We start from the raw sequence: 16,165 nt of genomic DNA, 5'->3' as shown, positions 1-16,165 counted from the left end.
ATGACCAGCCGCGCCAAGATCGCCTGTCTCGGAGCCGGTCGCATGGGGCGCGGCATTGCCGTCGCGTTTGCCTATGCGGGACACACGGTCACGATGATCGACATCAAGACCCGCTCGGCAGAGGAATTTGCCAGGCTGGAGGCCGATGCACTCGGAGAGATCAGAAAGACGTTCGCAAGCCTGTCCAAGCTGGGACTGCTGACCGAGGCGGACGTTGATCCGCTGATCGCGAGAGTCTCGGTGGTGTCGGCCAGCCAGAGCGGCCCTGCCCTTTCCGAGGCGGGAATCATTTTCGAAGGGGTTCCTGAGATCGTCGAGCTCAAGCGCGACGTGCTGGGGGCGGCTTCACGGCAGATCGGTCCGGACACAATCATTGCTTCCACGACGTCAACCATCCTCGTCGACGATCTGTCGGATGCCATCGTGAATCCACGCCGCTTCCTCAACGTGCACTGGCTAAATCCGGCCTATCTGATCCCGCTGGTCGAGGTGTCGCCCGGGAAGGCAACCGACCCAGCCATCATCAACGCGGTCAAGACGTTGCTCGAAGGCATCGGCAAGGTGCCGGTGGTCTGTGCGGCGACGCCCGGCTTTATCGTTCCGCGCATCCAGGCGCTGGCCATGAACGAAGCCGCCCGCATGGTCGAGGAAGGCGTCGCGAGCGCCGAAGAAATCGACAAGGCGATCCGCTATGGTTTCGGCTTTCGCTATGCCGTGCTCGGGCTGCTCGAATTCATCGACTGGGGCGGCGGGGATATTCTGTACTACGCCAGCCGATATCTCGAAGGCGCGCTCGGCAGCGACCGCTATCGCGCGCCAGGGGTCATTTCGCGCAACATGCGTGAAGGCCGGATCGGCCTGCGCACCGGTGCAGGCTTCCTCGATTATTCAGGGATGGACGTAGACGCATATCGCGCAAAACGGCTCCAGGCCATGGTCGACCTGCTCCGGCATTTCGACCTGGCTCGTCCGCCTGTGCTCGACCGCAACTAGCCGAAGACGTCCTGAAGGACACCCTCCAGAACGACCGCGACGCCATCGAGCTCGATGGTCGTTCCCATCATCGGCAAGTCGAAATGGCCTGCAGTGTAACGTCCGGCGAATTCGTTCGCGCCGGTCGAGAACAGGAAGTTGCCCGAGACGGCGCGGATCTCCGTGCCATTGGTGTCACGCTGGTCGTACATCGAGAGGGCCTCGTAGCGCGCAGCCGGATTCATGCCGAAGCCGACATGCGACACGGCATAGGCCTCCCGATCCCCCCAGGCGGCGAGATAGGCGCGCATCAGCGCGGCATCGGTGCCCTCGCCCTCCAGCTCGACGACGTAATCGTCCTTCAAGGTCATTTTGACCGGCGACGTCAAATAGCGCTTGAAGGTGAGGTTGATATCGCCGGGCGCCATGACCAGCGTGCCGTTGATCGTCCCGCTCTTCGGAAAGCTCACAACGATGCCGCCTGGCCAATGCGCCAGCGTACCCGGCTTGTCCGTCCACCCCCAGACGCCGACCGTGGAAGCGCCCACCATGTCCACATCGAGCGCCGTGCCGGCTTTAGAGGTGACCCGCATTCGCTTAGTTCCCCGCAGCATCTTTGCGGCCGCACGAACGCGCTTCTCGAGCGCGGGGTCCGGCACCATGCGCTCCAGCGCCTCGGGATGCTCGTTGGAGATCACCAGGATGCGCGCGCCGGCCTTCAGGATTTCCGGTGTTTCCACCGCGTGCATCAGGCCCTCGATGGTGCAGTCCACCACGAAGCCAGCCTGCTGGAGCGCGCTGATGACAGGACCCAACCGCTGGATCGCCTCGCTCGCCCCCGTCGAGCGAACCGGAACGACATTTCGATTGCGCGGCGTCGGCATCACGACATGAAAAGGCCGCGCGCCCATCCGCAACAGCGCCAGCTCCGCCAAATGCACGTTCAATGCCCGCGACTGAGTTTCCGAGAGGATCGCCGCGGTGTCGCCGGACTTGACGGCGCAACGCTCAAAGATCTCGCAAAATGCGTCGATCCATTTTGCCTCGATGCGATCAGCCAGCATGGTTCACTCCCGGTCTTCTGGTTTCTTTTTCGTCAGGTCACGCTTCGGGGAAGCCTCGCAAGAGATACGACCGTACCGCACCCAACAACGCGTTGAGGATCAACCCAAGCAATGAGATGGTGATCAGCGGCACGAACATGTCAACGGCCTGAAATGTTCGCGCTGCCGTGACAAGCGCATGGCCAAGCCCGTCCGTCGACGTGATCATCTCGGCCAGAAACACCACGATGCAGGAAATGACAAGGCCTATCCGGCATCCAGTCAGGATCGCCGGCATCGCCGCCGGCAAAACGACTTTGAACAGGATCTCATAGCGCGGCGTTCCTGCCGCCATGGCCGACCAGATAAGCTTTTGCTCCACCGTCGACGCCCCGTAATAGGTGGAAAGCAAGATCGGAAAGAGGGCGTCCGCAGTCACCAGCGTGATCTTCGATCCGTGACCGAAGCCAAGCAACAGTAATAGCGCTGGATAGAGCGCGACCTTCGGCAATGGCGCAAGCACCCGCACGATCGGCCGAACCAAGGCGTTCATCGCGGGACTGGCAGCAGCTGCAATCCCAATGCTGACGCCGAGCACGACTGCAATAGCAAATCCGGCGAACAACCGGACCAGGGTCGCCGCGATTTCCTGCTGAAAAGTCCAGGTCTCAAGCTGCTGGACCAGTCGGCCGAAGACCAAACCTGGCGGCGGCAGCAACACGGCGGGCGCGACGCCGAACGACACCAAACTTTGCCAGAGCGCGATCACGAGCACGATTGGTGCGACCCCCAAGAGGATGTTCGTTGAGAGGAAACGCGACATCATGAGAAGCTCAGCGGCAAGTCGAACTGAGGCTCGGACCAGCGCACAAGCCTTGCGCGGACGCGCTCGAAGACCGCATCAAGGCAGATGCCCATCGCGCCGACGATGATGATCATCGCATAGACCGTGTCGTATTGGCCCATATCGAGCGCGTTGAACAGGATATTGCCGGCGCCCGATTGGCGCGCGATCATCTCGCTGGTAATCATGGTAATCAGCGCAAGCACCAGGCCAGTGCGGCATCCAGTCAGAATCTCAGGCAGCGCTGCGGGCAGCACAATCCGGACCAAGCGCTGCAACGGCGAAAGTCCCATCGCCGCACCCGACCACAGCATCTTCTCTTCCACGGCCTTCGCCCCCTCAAAGCTGTGATAGATCACCGGCAGGCTGACGCCGAGAAAGATCACCAGGGTTTTGGTGATGTCACCGACACCGAGCCACAGCATGATGATCGGCATCAAGGCCGCTTTCGGCACCGGATAGATTACCATCAGCAGTGGATTAAAAAAGGCTGCGACGGCCCGGCTACGGCCCATCAACAGGCCTAGGGGCATCGAGACCAGTACCGCGATGCTGAACCCGATCGCCATGCGACGGAGCGAGGCCAGGATATTGATCAGGGATTCCCTGTCGCCGAGGATATCCGGGATTGCGCGGATCGCCTCGATCGCCGTTGGAAAGCTGTCGCTCTTCAGCACAAGCGAGGCAACCTGCCACACTGCCAGCAATCCGATGCAGGCCAGGGCCGGCGCAGCACGTTTGGCCATGGTAGTCGAGGAGATCACGAGGGCGAGCCGGCTTCGTCGCTTTCGTCGAACATGCGTTCGATGTCAACGACGTATTTCTGATAGCGCGGATCGAGCAACAGCTCGTTGCGGCGCCGCGGTCGTGGCAGGTCGATATCGATGACTTGCCGGATGCGGCCGGGTGACTTCGACATCATCACGACCTTATCCGAGAGAAAGACGGCTTCATCGACCGAGTGGGTGACAAACAGCACCGTCTTGCGGTCGCGCTCCCAGATATTGAGGAGATCATTCTGCAGGCGCGTACGCGTATGCGCATCAAGTGCACCGAACGGCTCGTCCATCAACAGGACTTCCGGATGATAGGCCAGCGTCCGGGCCAGCGCGACGCGCTGCTTCATACCGCCCGACAGCTCCTTCGGGTAAAAGTTCTCATAGCCCTTGAGGCCGACCATTTCGATCAGCGCGCGGCTCTGCGCTTCGGCTTCGTTGGTTCGCGCGCCCTGCTGGCGCGGCCCATACATCACGTTGCCGAGAACGGTCTTCCAGGGAAACAGCGCGAACTCCTGGAAGACCGGTCCACGATCCGGACCCGGGCCCGTGATCGCCTGTCCTTTCATCTTCGCCGCGCCGCTACTTGGGTTGACGAAACCACCGACGATGTAAAGCAGCGTCGACTTGCCACAGCCGGAGGGACCGAGGATGGAGACGAATGCACCTTCGTCAATCGTCAAGGAGATGTCCGATAGCGCCAAATGATCCTTGCGCGCCGAGGTCTGGAAAACCTGGGAGACGCGTTCGATCTCGATGATCGCAGAAGCCGGTTGCTGTAACGTCACCGGTCGCACCCATTCGGTTGATCTTGAAGGCACTACCTTCATCCCGCCTCTCGCCTCACTCACCCGCGAACGTCACGCAGCCGATCTGCCGAATGGCCTTCAACAGCGGAACGAGCTTAGCAAGAAACTTGCCACTCAGTCGAACCACGGCCACTCCACCGGGCCCTCATGCGTGACTGCTCCGTCCGGGGCCTGACCGACCAGACGCGCATATTTTGCAAGCGCACCCGCTCGATGACGCGGCGGAGGTTGCTTCCAATCGCGTCGGCGTGCAGCGAGTTCCTGCTCACCGACCAGCAGGTCCATGCGGCGGCCAGCGGCATCGATCCGGATCTTGTCGCCGTCGCGGACCAGCGCCAGCGGGCCACCAACAAACGCTTCCGGCGAGACATACCCGATGCACATGCCGCGCGTGGCACCGGAAAACCGCCCATCCGTGATCAGGGCGACCTTCTCGCCCATGCCCTGGCCGTAGATCAACGCAGTGACGCCAAGCATCTCACGCATGCCGGGACCGCCGACCGGCCCCTCGTTGCGGATTACCAGGACCTCGCCGGCCTTGTAACTGCGGTCGCGAACCGCTTCGACACAGGCTTCCTCATCCTCGAAGACACGCGCCGCACCCTCGAAGAGTTGGCTCTTCAGACCTGCCACCTTGATGACGGCGCCATCGGGACAGAGATTGCCCTTGAGCACCGCAACGCCGCCGTCAGACATGATCGGCGCGCGGGCCGCGTAAACGACCTCCCCGTCGGGCGCATTGGCCGCGCCATTTTCTTCCGCGAGCGTACGTCCCGTGATCGTCAGGCAGCTGCCATCAATATGCCCGCTCTGGATCAATTCGCGGATTATCACGGCTGCACCACCGACGTCGTAAACATCCTTGGCGGTATGTTTGCCCCCTGGCCGCAAGTTTCCGATCAGGGGCGTCCTGGCAAAGACCTCGCCAACATCATCGATCGTGAAACGAATACCTGCCTCGTTCGCAATCGCCGGCAGATGCAGAGCGGCGTTGGTCGATCCGCCCGTCGCGGCGACGATCGCCGCGCCGTTCTCCAACGATTTCCGCGTCACGATGTCGCGCGGCAGCGGTCCACCACGCTCCAGCATTTCCATGATCAGCCGCCCGGCGCGACGCGAGATCTGCGCCCGCTCGGCATAGACGCCGGGCACCATCGACACGTTGGGGATAGTCAAGCCCATCGCCTCCGACACCATCCCCATGGTGTTCGCAGTAAACTGGCCAGCGCAGGCACCAATGGTCGGCAGGCACGCGCGCTCGATCCGCTCGAGCGTCGCGGCGTCGATCTCTCCAGTCATAAAGCTGCCGACGGCTTCGTAGGAGTCGAGCACCGTCAGCGTCCGCCCGTCCACGCGGCCCGGCAACGAGCTGCCGCCATAAATGAAGATGGAAGGCACATTGCAACGAACCATGCCCATCATCACGCCCGGAAGCGTCTTGTCGCATCCGCCATACCCGATCAGTGCATCATAAGCGAGACCGTGGACGACAGCCTCAATCGAGTCGGCGATCAGCTCGCGCGAAAACAAGGAGAACTTCATCCCCTCGTGATTCATGCTGATCCCGTCGGACACCGAGACGGTTGAGAATTCACGCGGCGTGCCGCCAGCCTCCTCGATCCCGGTCTTGGCGGCAGCCACTTGAAAGTCATGGGTCATGTTGCAGGGCGTCTGCTCGCCCTTCATGCTGACAATGCCCACCATTGGCTTGGCGATGGCGGCATCATCCAGACCCATCGCGCGCATAAAGGCGCGATGCGGAGCGCGGTCGAGCCCGTCAGTGGTGATCCGTGATCGCAACTTCTTCATGCTTGCACTGTCTCGATGCACTGCCCCACACATGGCGGGACATTGCGACTTCGCTGATCCTGCAAACGACCTCTGGCCTATTGCAGCGGCGCGACGATGGTCGCGTGCTTGAACTGCGCGACATCCAGTTTTGGCAGCATTCCTGTGTCCGCATAGATGTCGAGCATCTTCTGGATCGCGGGGAAATTCGGCGCAGCGCCGGGATCGCGACCGAAATCGTTGTCCTTGAGCAGGTAGGTCTCGAGCACCGGAATGGGCGCTTTCAGGACTTCATTGACGACCTTCAAGGTTTCTTCACGGTTCGCCAGTGCCTTCTTCATGCCTGAAGTGATATCGCGAACATAGGCCTTCACCAGGTCCGGATTCTTGTCGACGAAATCGGCGCGGCAGGCTTCCAAGATGTGCACGATGTTCGGCATGGCCTGCGACAGTGAGAACAGCTTTCTTGTGCCGCCCTTTGCCTCCGCACGTGCCGCAAACGGCTGGTTCATGTTGACCGCATCGACCCGGCCCTGGCGCAGCGCATCCTCGGAGACGGCAAAACCGACCTCGACCAGCTTGATGTCCTTGGCAGGATCAACCCCGTTCTGCTTCAAAAGCAGGTTGAACGGGCCTTGCGTGCCGCCGCCGATCACGGAAATGCCGACGGTCTTGCCCTTAAGGTCCGCAATCGTCTTGATCGGCGAGTCATCCATCACCGCCCAGTAGACCGAGAAGCCACCGGGCTTCTCGAAGACGTGCTGGGCCACGATGTAGGCCTTGAGGTTGCCGCCGACCACGCCGTTGGCCAGCGACAGTGGCGCCTGCGTCGCACAATCGAGAGCGCCGGCCGCCAAAGCCTGCGTCATCGGTGCGGTGCCCTGAAACTGGGTCCACTCGATGTTGTAGGTCTTGCCGATATCCGGGAATTCGGCCGGCCTTCGCATCATCCAGTATTTGGATTCCTCGGCCGGGATGGTCCAGCCCACGCGGATCGTCTGCTGCGCCCATGAGGGGCTCGCGCCCGCGATCATGGCCGCCACAGTTCCTGCCGCCAGCATCCACCTCGAAACTGCCCGCATCGTGCCCACTCCGTTGCTCCGGCGCCGATGAGCGCCACCCAACCCGACCGATTCAAATGTTTCATGGTTCAAACAATCAGGCAAGCCATGCAAGTCGCCCCGGTTTCGCTGCGGGATGCGTCATGTATGGTTCGGCCAGGGTCGTGCGCCGCTGCGCTGCGGCAAGAGGAAGCAACCTATGGCTGATGCGAGCAAGACAAACCCGCAACGCGTCGAAAGGCTCGGCTATCTGGGCCTGGGACTGATGGGAACGCCAATGACCCGTCGGCTGCTCAAAGCCGGCTTTCACGTCAGCGTCTGGAACCGTTCGGAGGGCAAGGTAGCACCGCTTGTCGAGGCTGGCGCCAATCGCGCGAGCACGCCGTGTGAACTATTGGCGAACTCCGACATCCTCTTCATGTGCGTGACGGATGCCGCTGCTGTCGAAGAGATAATCTTCGGGCCGGAGGGCCTTGCCGGGGCTCCCGGCGCAGGCAAGCTCGTGGTCGATTTCTCGTCGATCCATCCTGACGCCGCTCGCGATCTTGCGGCGCGGTTGAAAGCTGCGAACGGCGCAAGCTGGATCGATGCGCCTGTGTCCGGCGGCACCAAGGGCGCCGAAGAGGGCACGCTTGCCATCATGGCGGGAGGAGAGGCTGAAGACATCGAGCGGGCACGGCCCTATGTGCTGACCATGGCGCGCAGATTTACCCACATGGGTCCGACCGGCGCCGGCCAGACCACGAAACTCTGCAACCAGGTGATCGTCGGATGCGCGATGGCCGTGCTTGCGGAGGCAACGCGCCTTGCCTCGAACGCCGGGATTGACGCGAGCAGGCTTCCCGAAGCACTCGCGGGCGGCTTTGCGGATTCGATCCCGCTTCAACTCTTTGTGCCGCGCATGGTCCGGGCCATTCACTCGCCACCGCTCGGGCACATCGCGACGATGCTCAAGGACCTCGATACGGTCGCCGATGTCGCGCAGGCGACGTCGACGCCGGTGCCGATGGCGACGCTTGCCGGGCAGATCTTCAGGCTGGCTAAAGCGGCACGCGGTGCAGACGCGGACGCACTCGAAATTTACAAGCTTTCGGCCACGGAACGTTGAACTAATCCGCGTCCCTGAATCGCACTACGGCTACTTCTTGTGCGCGTCATCGGCCAAGAATCGGCCGTAAGTCCCTCGCACGAACAGCAGAGGCTCTCGTGCGTTGTAAGCATAGGCCTCGACGGCACCGAGAAAGATCACGTGATCGCCGCCATAATAGCGGTTGACGGATCGGCACTGAAAACTCGCCACACTCTCGGCCAGCACGGGCGCATTGCCGAGACCCGGTGTCCAGTTCACGCCCGCGAACTTGTCTTCGGACGACTTGGCAAACTTGTTTGCGAGCGCTTGCTGCGAGATGCCCAGCACATGCACCGTGAAATGGCTGGCGTTCTGAAACACGGTCAGGCTCGATGAATAAACGCCGAGGCTCCAGAGGACCAAGGGGGGATTCAAGGAAACCGACGCGAACGAATTACAGGTGATGCCATACGGCTTTCCATCGGCAGCCGTTGCTGTGATGATCGTGACGCCCGTCCCGTAGGTGCCGAGCGCGTTGCGGAAATCACGCGGGTCGATCGGCGAGTTGTCGCTTGCGAACTCGTTGGCGGGATCAGCGGCGGCCGGATGCTTTGGCTGGTCATTCATCGGCCGGCCTCACAAGGTGAGATTCTCGGACGGCAGGCCGAGCGCCACGCGTCCATAGTTAGTTCCGGCTGCATCGAAATTGAATGCGAGGTGCGAATTGATCGCGTGAGCATCGCGGAATTGCCGCTGTAGCACGCCCGTCGTGAACAGGCCGCGCGCCCCGCTCGCCGCGAACAACATCGAGACTGCATCGGTACATAGATTGACCGAGAACGCACCGTCGCGTCGATATCTGGTCTTGGTGACCATATCGGGCGTGCGGTTGCGCCGTGCGTCCTCCATCGCCTCGGTGCAGGCCGAGCGCATGATGAGGCGCGCGGCATCGATCTTGGCCGAAGCTTCCGCGATCTTGATTTGCGTGCTCTGGAAGTCGCTCAGCTTGGCGCGGTTGTACGTCGATATGCGGTGACGCGCGACCTCCGCATAATCGTCCAGGCACGCCTGTGCATTGCCGAGCGCGACGCCCGAGAGAACATAGGGAAACAGCGAGAAGACCGGAAGCGCGTATAGCGGATTGGGGTTCACCCTGCTGCCGGGCGTCGCGCCGCCCGCGAGATCCCCCACCGCGACGGTCATATGATCGGGCACAAAGGCATCCCTGACCTCGACATCCGACGACCCTGTGCCGCGCAGTCCGGCAACATTCCAGGTATCGAGGATCGTGTAGTCAGCCTTGGGCAATAGAAAGATGCGGTATTCGATCCCGTCAGCCTCGTCGTCGGACGAAACGACGCTCGCAAGCATGTTCCATGCGCAGGAGCCGACACCCGACGAAAACGGCCAGCTTCCGCGCAGCCGGTATCCGCCTTCGACCTTCCTGGCACGGCCGGCAGGGAAGATGAACGATGACGCGATCAGCACGTCCGGATCTCGGCCCCAGACCAGATCCTGCGCACGCTGCTCGAACATGCCGAGCATCCAGTGGTGACTCGCCAGATTAGCCAGATTCCAGGCGACCGATGCGTCGGCCTGCCCCAGCAACTCGGCACAATCGATCAGGGCAACATAATCGAGCTCGGCGCCGCCGATACGCTTCGGCTGAAGCATCCGGAACAGGCCGGCTTCATGCAGGTCGCGCTCGGTCTCCGGCGGCAGGTGCCGCAGCTCCTCGGTTCGAACCGCACGTTCCCGCAATTGCGGCACGAGCGCCCGCGCCTTGGCAATCATCGCCGCATAAGCTCGTTCGCCGGAGTCTGTCGCCCCCGACTGACCCATGTTCGGCTCCTGACCAGGCACCATTCGCGTCCCTCGCTCTCATGCATTTATGAGGCTGGAACCCTGCCAAATCAAGCTGTTGCTGCGCTCAGTCCGATGTGGTCTTACGCAACCCGAATGCGCCTTTTTCGGCCAATGCCGCAATCCGCTTCGCGTCGTAACCAAGCGTCTCGCGCATGACGCCCTCGGTGTGCTCGCCCAACAGCGGCGCCGCCACAGGATCAACTGCCGGCGTCAAGCTCATGCTGATGGGCGGCTCGATATTCGGCACCCACTGCGCGGTACGATGAGGGATCCGGCTCAGGCGCGCGCGTTCGCGCGCTTCGGGCGCATTGAACCCTTCCTCGACCGTTCGGAGATAGCCGACCGGAATATTGGCCAGCTTCATCTTCGCCATCCAGTTCTCGAGCGTGTCGCTTGCGAAGACCTCGGCGATGGCGGCACGCAGGAGCTCCTTGTTCTCAGACCTTGCTTTGCGGGTGGCAAACTGCGGCGCGTTAATGAGATCCGGGCGGTTCAGCACCTCGACCACCAGCCGTCGATACAGCCGATCATTGGCGCACGCCATGTAGAGCGGACCATCGGATGCCTCGTAGACACCAACAGTGGGAGACCCGGCCGGCGAATTGCCGAACCGCCCAGGATTCTCGCCGTTGATCAGATAGGCCATCCCATAGAAGCCCGTCATCCCCATGGCGACGTCGAACAGCGCGACCTCGACATGCTGCCCACGGCCGAGCCGGTCCCGCGCCAACAGCGCCAGCAGAATGGCATTGCAGGCTGCCATCCCCGTCGCCATGTCGACAATCGGCGGCCCAGTACGAACCGCCGGGCCATCCGCGAACCCGTTGAGCGACATGAAGCCGCTCTCGGCTTGCGTGATAGGGTCAAAACCCGGGCGTGAAGCAAATGGTCCGGTGCGCCCGTAAGCGGAGATCGAGCAATAGACCAGCCGCGGGTTAAGCGGCGCGACGGCCTCGTAATCCAGGCCGAACTTCTTCATGACGCCGCTCGAAAAATTCTCCACGACTACGTCCGCCTTGCGGATCAGATCCAGCGCTATCTCGCGCGCCTCCGCCACGGCGAGATCGAGCGCGATACCGGCCTTGTTGCGGTTCAGGCTGAGATAGGCTGCGCTTTCGCCGCCGACCTCGGCATGCTCATAGGCGCGCGTGTCGTCGCCGCCATCGGGGTTCTCGATCTTGATGACGCGCGCCCCGAAATCGGCCAGTGTCTGTGTGCAGGCGGGGCCGGCAACCACGCGCGTGAAATCGACAACCAGCAGGCCATCAAGCGCGGTTGGTCCTCCCGCCCCCCGCGGCGGGCGTTCCGGCAATTGAGGCTTGGTGGACATCCCGGGGCTCCCTTACATCGACTTATGTTCGCCGATTTTCTGTACGCGAATTTAAAGCCCGGGAGAGCAATCTCCGCAAGTGCTTCAGTCGCAAGGCTTCAATACACAAATGGGATCCAGCAGGTGTGACGTCTGAAATCGACGTGCCGCGTCGGCCGCATCGTCGCCCCGATAGACAAGCCGCCACACTCCCCGGTCAGAATCCGGCGTCACCGCAGTGTCGAAGAACTTCGCCGATGCAATTCAGCGAGCCTATCGTCAGGTGTCGACGATAGTATTTTTGTACATAGCATGATTCATCGAATCGATTCGGTCGTGCGGCGGGGCGCCGCCCACGAGGAGCTCACTTGCTAAGCATGACCTCCACTCCGAGCCAGACAGCTCCCATCAGACCAGTGGCAATCACCGTAATAACGGCCTTCACAGTATAGCTGTGGGCCTGCTCCACGCTTTTTCGCCACCGCCGAAGGTGCTGGAAGTTCGCCCTTATCTCCGACCCTTTCGAATCAACCTTGCCAACTCAGTGAGCGAGTGCCATCGCGCTAAAGATGCAATGAGAGACAGCAATCCAATGACTTGTCGATTCCATTCAGCGCCTAGAACATTCTCCTTGCAATGAGGATGTTTGCTAGCTCTGGCTGACAGCTGAGACTGGTTTCCTCAGCTTGTAGATGTGGTAGATGTCCGAAGCGGGCGTGTTCGCGGAGGCTCTTCCCGCGTATACCTCCTGCACCGCCCAGCCCTCTTGGCGCAGACCATCTACGAGACCGAATTTCTCGTCCCACTCTTGTAGCGCCAACAGATATTCCGGGTTGAATGATCGGGCGATGTCGGCGATCGCCTTTGACCTTAGCTTCCCGGCACTTGGGTATGTTAGCTGCTTGTGAAATTCTATCGCGGCCGGCGTCTTGAGTCCCACAAGGTCGACTAGCTGAGCATGCCCCGCGTACGCGACATAGCCAGCGTCATGTACTAATATTTTCGGTCGATCAGGCAAATTTTCATTGATCCATCGCACGGCGTCGGAAAGGCTTTTCTGATGTCCTGTTATGTGTGTCCAATAGTCAGAAAGTTGCCATCCAAAGCCTAACGGCAGAAAGAAAATTGAAATCCAGATAAGTCGGAGCGTTTTTGTGCGAGCCGCCGAACTAAGTCCGCACGCAACGCCGAAGAGTATAATGGGTACAAATATGTAGAGATATCGACTTCCGTTATGGGCGAGCCCACTCGGGAACTTCCAGAAATACGAGCCGATGAAAATGGCCGCAAACATTGCCAGCATGATACCGGCGGAGCGCGGCCGTATGTAACGAACGCAGAGAAAGAGTGGGAAGCAGGCCACCGCCGCTCGAGCCATCGCTAACGCCACGAAGAGCAATTTGTTCGGCCAATCTGCGTAACTGTCTGCGAAGTAGTACGTCTTGGCGCCGACAGTGCTAGGAACCAAGGAGCCCGTGTCGAACCAGTACCACACCAGGAACGGAACAGCGCCTAAAAGCAAAGTCGTGCATGCCGCGATCTTGAAACGGCAGGTACCGCTCTCAAGAAGCAAAATGGACATCGATCCGACAGACAGAAGTGTAAGCTCCGGCCGAATAAATGGCATGATCCCGCAAAGAAGGGAGATCCAGATCGTTCGTCTCTTGTCTGTAAGTAGCTTGATGTTCCAAGCCACTGCAGCCATCGCGAGCCCCGTGTCCATTCCATTCAAGAGCTGAAACAGCGTACCCGCAAAGATCAAGCCGCCAACAGAGATTAGCATTGCCTCCGACCGGTGGCACCCAACGTTGATGCTGGCGAAAAATAGACCGAGCACATATAGGGCGCCGCACGATGCGCCGAGCACGTACAATGCGACAGTATCGGAGAACACTACTTTCTCAATAGCCAGCAGCAGAACGAGGTGTACACCGCTCGTTGCTCCCACGAGAGCGGGAACTCCGAGGTAATTCTCATCGTGACCGTCGTGAATAACCTGCGCATTGTGTAAGTTGATGAAGGCGTCATCCGTAGGGAAGACAGCTCCTCCGACAACCAAATAGACCACAGCGAAAACCGCAGCCGTCGCGAACACGAAGGCTGCAATGGTCCATCGGACCTTTAGGATCAGCTCCAAAATCGAGCTACCTTCTTCTAGTGGATAGGAAATCATTGCCAGAAGACAATAAGGCTTTCCTAACGGGGCCAGTAATTCGACCCGATGACCCGACGCCCGAGCAACAGCACCTCGCACCTCAACGTGGAGGACCGGATATCCTTAAGGTGGGGGTATCGCGGTCGAGGGCTTGTCCCACCCCCTGACCCGGAGCAAGGTACAATGGCTACCATTGGATTGCTTATCCGCATCTTGGATTACGAAGGCCTTTCAATGCCAGAACCGGGGTCTTCGTAGACGTGGCGTTCATCCGCAGCCCTAGCCAGACGGACGCCGGCATCACCCTAAGACGGTAGAGCGGGCGCGAATTGCTCCCGTTGAGCTCTTCTCCGTTGGGCCCGCAAATCGCATTGCATTCCTCAAGGTGGCTCGTTTGTTCCTAGGTTCCCACGCGGCGAGAGTTGCTCAACCCAGATTTGCCTTCCGGCCGCCCATTCACCAGCGGCATGTAAATAACCCGACAGCTACGGCCGGGCTGGGACCGACTGCTGTGTGCTCACCGACAAGGGCCGTTATCGAATTTGGAACACGACTTCTCGCCTTTGCTCAACGCGAGGCCGAGCGCGGCCACGTGTGAACCCAGGCCGTAGTCGAGCTTCCTGGTCGCGAGGTTGGGTCTCCGCGGATTCGCTCGGATCTCGACGCACTCGCCCCAGCGTTAGGCCAGAAAGTAGAGCGGAGCGTAGCCCGATCAACAGCATTTCGAACGTCGGGTCGTGAGGTTTATAGCGATAAATCCCGCGCGGGCTGAACTAAACTATTTCCATGATGCCATCTGCCAGTGTTTTGGCAGACGGGTCAAAGGTCGTTTAGGCTAAACCGAAGGCGGCTCCGGCGCGAGACGGGGGGCTTGGTGCGCCTGGAGCCGCCATTCGCAGACGGCCAATCGGCGGTACGCCGGCACGAGACCAAATCCGGGCTCGAACTGAAGGTTCCTAACATCCCCGCGGCCCGAACTTGCGCGCTTGCCCGAGGTCAAGGACGACTCCCGATCGTAGCGCGAAAAAGCGGCATTAGGCCTTGTTCAATCCGGCGCCGCGATCGATTACGGCCGCTTCGCCCTTGGCGGTGAGCTCGTAGGTGTCGCCGTCCTTCTGCACGTAGCCGTCGGCAATGAGCCGAAACAGCCGCTCGTGCCGGTCATCGCTATCGCCGAAGGCGATGGACTGACCGATGTCGCAGAGCAGGGCAATATCAGAATCTGTCAGCACAGCTCCTCCGGATCATACAAATTCCGAAGTCGCGCCCGGTTCCTGAGAGAGGCGAGGCCTGTGTGCTGGTCGCGCTTCCAGTCTTCATGCCGGCGCAGCGAAGCGCGATGACGTTGCGAACTTAAACCGCGAACGATTTGTCGCACACGTCTTGCGGCGCGTCTCGGTCCGGAACCCGCAAGGCGCGGCGTGCATTTTATCGCAGGAGGTCAATCATCCATGAATCGTCGTCGACGACGACGCCGAAGTTCTCGACGTCGACACCGGACGGGCTCATGCGGACACTCCGATCAGGACGGCGGCATCAAAAAAGCTCGTGCCGGATGTTTTCCACGCGCTGAACCGACCTCTTTCGATGACGCCATCATGCCAGTGTTTTGCCCGACGGGTCAAGCCACATTTTGGCTAAACCGAAAACGGCTCCGGTGCAGGACGGGGGCTTTGTGCGCCGGAGCCGCCATTCCAGCCGGCCAATCGGCGGTATGCCGGCACGATATCAAATCCGGCCTGGAACTGAAGGTTCCTAAACCGCCCTTGCGGGTCCAAACTTGCGCGCGCCGCGTTGCCAGCTGTCGCACTTCACGACGCCCGCGGGCCGGCCGGATCAGCCGACGGCAAGCGCGATCGGATCGCCCGCGACTAATCGACATCACGCCTTGTTCAGCGCCGCGATCGATCACGGCCGCTTCACCCTTGGGGGTGCGCTCGTAGGTGTCGCCATTCTTGTGCGCGTAGCTGAAGTCGATGGACTGGTCGATGTCGCAGAGCATGGCGATGTCAGCGTCTGTCAACATGCACTCCTCCGGACCATACAAATGCCGCCGCCGCAGTCCGTTCCTCCTGAGCGCGCAGGCGGACATCGTTTGACAATAAATGACCCGCGGCGAATTGCTCCGCGCGGGCTGAGCCGAACTCCTTCGATGATGCCATGGTGCCAGTGTTTTGCCCGACGGGTCAAGCGAACGATCCGGTAACCAAGCGCGTTGGTCGCGCAGGAGGACCGGCCATGACATCCACTGCTGCACCCAGGACGTCGCGAGATCGGCCGGGGCAGAAGCCGTGCATCGACAAGGAACGCGAAACGCAGGAGGCCGACATCGAACACGCGGGCGAGATTGACACGAACCGCGATCTCGCGCACGGCGAGGGTGGAACCATCGATCTGCCCACCAGGCCCGGCGATCTGTCGCAGGACGATTAGGCGCAGCTCCTCCTCCCAACTTGATATGTGGTGCACAACG

At 60.9% G+C, this 16,165-nt stretch carries 15 protein-coding genes; 3 read left to right on the top strand and 12 right to left on the bottom strand.

Annotation, left to right across the window (positions count from 1 at the left end):
- Positions 1-993, top strand: coding sequence for a 3-hydroxybutyryl-CoA dehydrogenase (locus tag ACNJX9_RS14230; protein ID WP_439409288.1), 993 nt, complete (start codon positions 1-3; stop codon positions 991-993).
- Here the strand turns inward: ACNJX9_RS14230 and ACNJX9_RS14225 are convergent.
- The 6 genes from ACNJX9_RS14225 to ACNJX9_RS14200 all read right to left on the bottom strand — a co-directional run bounded on the left by ACNJX9_RS14225 (position 990) and on the right by ACNJX9_RS14200 (position 7,314).
- Complete coding sequence (locus ACNJX9_RS14225; RefSeq protein ID WP_057749590.1) at positions 990-2,036, bottom strand: hypothetical protein; 1,047 nt, start codon at positions 2,034-2,036, stop codon at positions 990-992. The genes ACNJX9_RS14230 and ACNJX9_RS14225 overlap by 4 nt on opposite strands.
- Positions 2,037-2,073: 37 nt before the next feature.
- A complete protein-coding gene (locus ACNJX9_RS14220; RefSeq protein ID WP_439409287.1) occupies positions 2,074-2,841 on the bottom strand; it encodes an ABC transporter permease in 768 nt (255 codons plus the stop codon).
- Positions 2,838-3,605 (bottom strand): ABC transporter permease, encoded by a 768-nt coding sequence (locus ACNJX9_RS14215; RefSeq protein WP_057749596.1) that lies wholly within the window; start codon positions 3,603-3,605, stop codon positions 2,838-2,840. Before ACNJX9_RS14215 ends, ACNJX9_RS14220 begins: the two co-directional genes overlap by 4 nt.
- A 14-nt stretch (positions 3,606-3,619) precedes the next feature.
- A complete protein-coding gene (locus ACNJX9_RS14210; RefSeq protein ID WP_271601372.1) occupies positions 3,620-4,465 on the bottom strand; it encodes an ABC transporter ATP-binding protein in 846 nt (281 codons plus the stop codon).
- A 93-nt stretch (positions 4,466-4,558) separates the two neighbouring features.
- Positions 4,559-6,253, bottom strand: coding sequence for a dihydroxy-acid dehydratase (ilvD, locus tag ACNJX9_RS14205; protein ID WP_271601373.1), 1,695 nt, complete (start codon positions 6,251-6,253; stop codon positions 4,559-4,561).
- Positions 6,254-6,330: 77 nt separating this feature from the next.
- Positions 6,331-7,314 (bottom strand): ABC transporter substrate-binding protein, encoded by a 984-nt coding sequence (locus ACNJX9_RS14200; protein WP_057749606.1) that lies wholly within the window; start codon positions 7,312-7,314, stop codon positions 6,331-6,333.
- A 178-nt stretch (positions 7,315-7,492) separates the two neighbouring features.
- Between ACNJX9_RS14200 and ACNJX9_RS14195 the strand changes: the two genes are divergently transcribed.
- Positions 7,493-8,401: an NAD(P)-dependent oxidoreductase gene (locus ACNJX9_RS14195; RefSeq protein ID WP_439409286.1), complete on the top strand. Its 909-nt coding sequence runs from the start codon at positions 7,493-7,495 to the stop codon at positions 8,399-8,401.
- Between the two features lie 30 nt (positions 8,402-8,431).
- Here ACNJX9_RS14195 and ACNJX9_RS14190 read toward each other — a convergent pair whose 3' ends face one another.
- The 6 genes from ACNJX9_RS14190 to ACNJX9_RS14165 all read right to left on the bottom strand — a co-directional run bounded on the left by ACNJX9_RS14190 (position 8,432) and on the right by ACNJX9_RS14165 (position 15,718).
- Positions 8,432-8,989: a flavin reductase family protein gene (locus tag ACNJX9_RS14190; RefSeq protein WP_057749612.1), complete on the bottom strand. Its 558-nt coding sequence runs from the start codon at positions 8,987-8,989 to the stop codon at positions 8,432-8,434.
- Between the two features lie 9 nt (positions 8,990-8,998).
- Positions 8,999-10,228 (bottom strand): acyl-CoA dehydrogenase family protein, encoded by a 1,230-nt coding sequence (locus ACNJX9_RS14185; RefSeq protein WP_439409285.1) that lies wholly within the window; start codon positions 10,226-10,228, stop codon positions 8,999-9,001.
- Positions 10,229-10,292: 64 nt separating this feature from the next.
- A complete protein-coding gene (locus ACNJX9_RS14180) occupies positions 10,293-11,558 on the bottom strand; it encodes a CaiB/BaiF CoA transferase family protein (protein WP_439409284.1) in 1,266 nt (421 codons plus the stop codon).
- 628 nt (positions 11,559-12,186) lie between these two features.
- On the bottom strand, positions 12,187-13,710 hold the full coding sequence (locus ACNJX9_RS14175) for a hypothetical protein (RefSeq protein WP_439409283.1): 1,524 nt from the start codon (positions 13,708-13,710) through the stop codon (positions 12,187-12,189).
- Between the two features lie 1,016 nt (positions 13,711-14,726).
- Complete coding sequence (locus tag ACNJX9_RS14170; RefSeq protein ID WP_271601379.1) at positions 14,727-14,924, bottom strand: hypothetical protein; 198 nt, start codon at positions 14,922-14,924, stop codon at positions 14,727-14,729.
- A gap of 389 nt (positions 14,925-15,313) precedes the next feature.
- Positions 15,314-15,718, bottom strand: coding sequence for a hypothetical protein (locus ACNJX9_RS14165; RefSeq protein ID WP_439409282.1), 405 nt, complete (start codon positions 15,716-15,718; stop codon positions 15,314-15,316).
- 212 nt (positions 15,719-15,930) lie between these two features.
- On the opposite strand from ACNJX9_RS14165, the gene ACNJX9_RS14160 reads away from it, so the two are divergent.
- On the top strand, positions 15,931-16,125 hold the full coding sequence (locus ACNJX9_RS14160) for a hypothetical protein (protein WP_439409281.1): 195 nt from the start codon (positions 15,931-15,933) through the stop codon (positions 16,123-16,125).
- Positions 16,126-16,165 lie beyond the last annotated feature (40 nt).

The organism is Bradyrhizobium sp. BLXBL-03, from assembly GCF_051853015.1.
GTDB lineage: Bacteria > Pseudomonadota > Alphaproteobacteria > Rhizobiales > Xanthobacteraceae > Bradyrhizobium > Bradyrhizobium manausense.
Note: the sequence above shows the minus strand (reverse complement) of the source record. Positions and strands in the feature narration are given on the sequence as shown.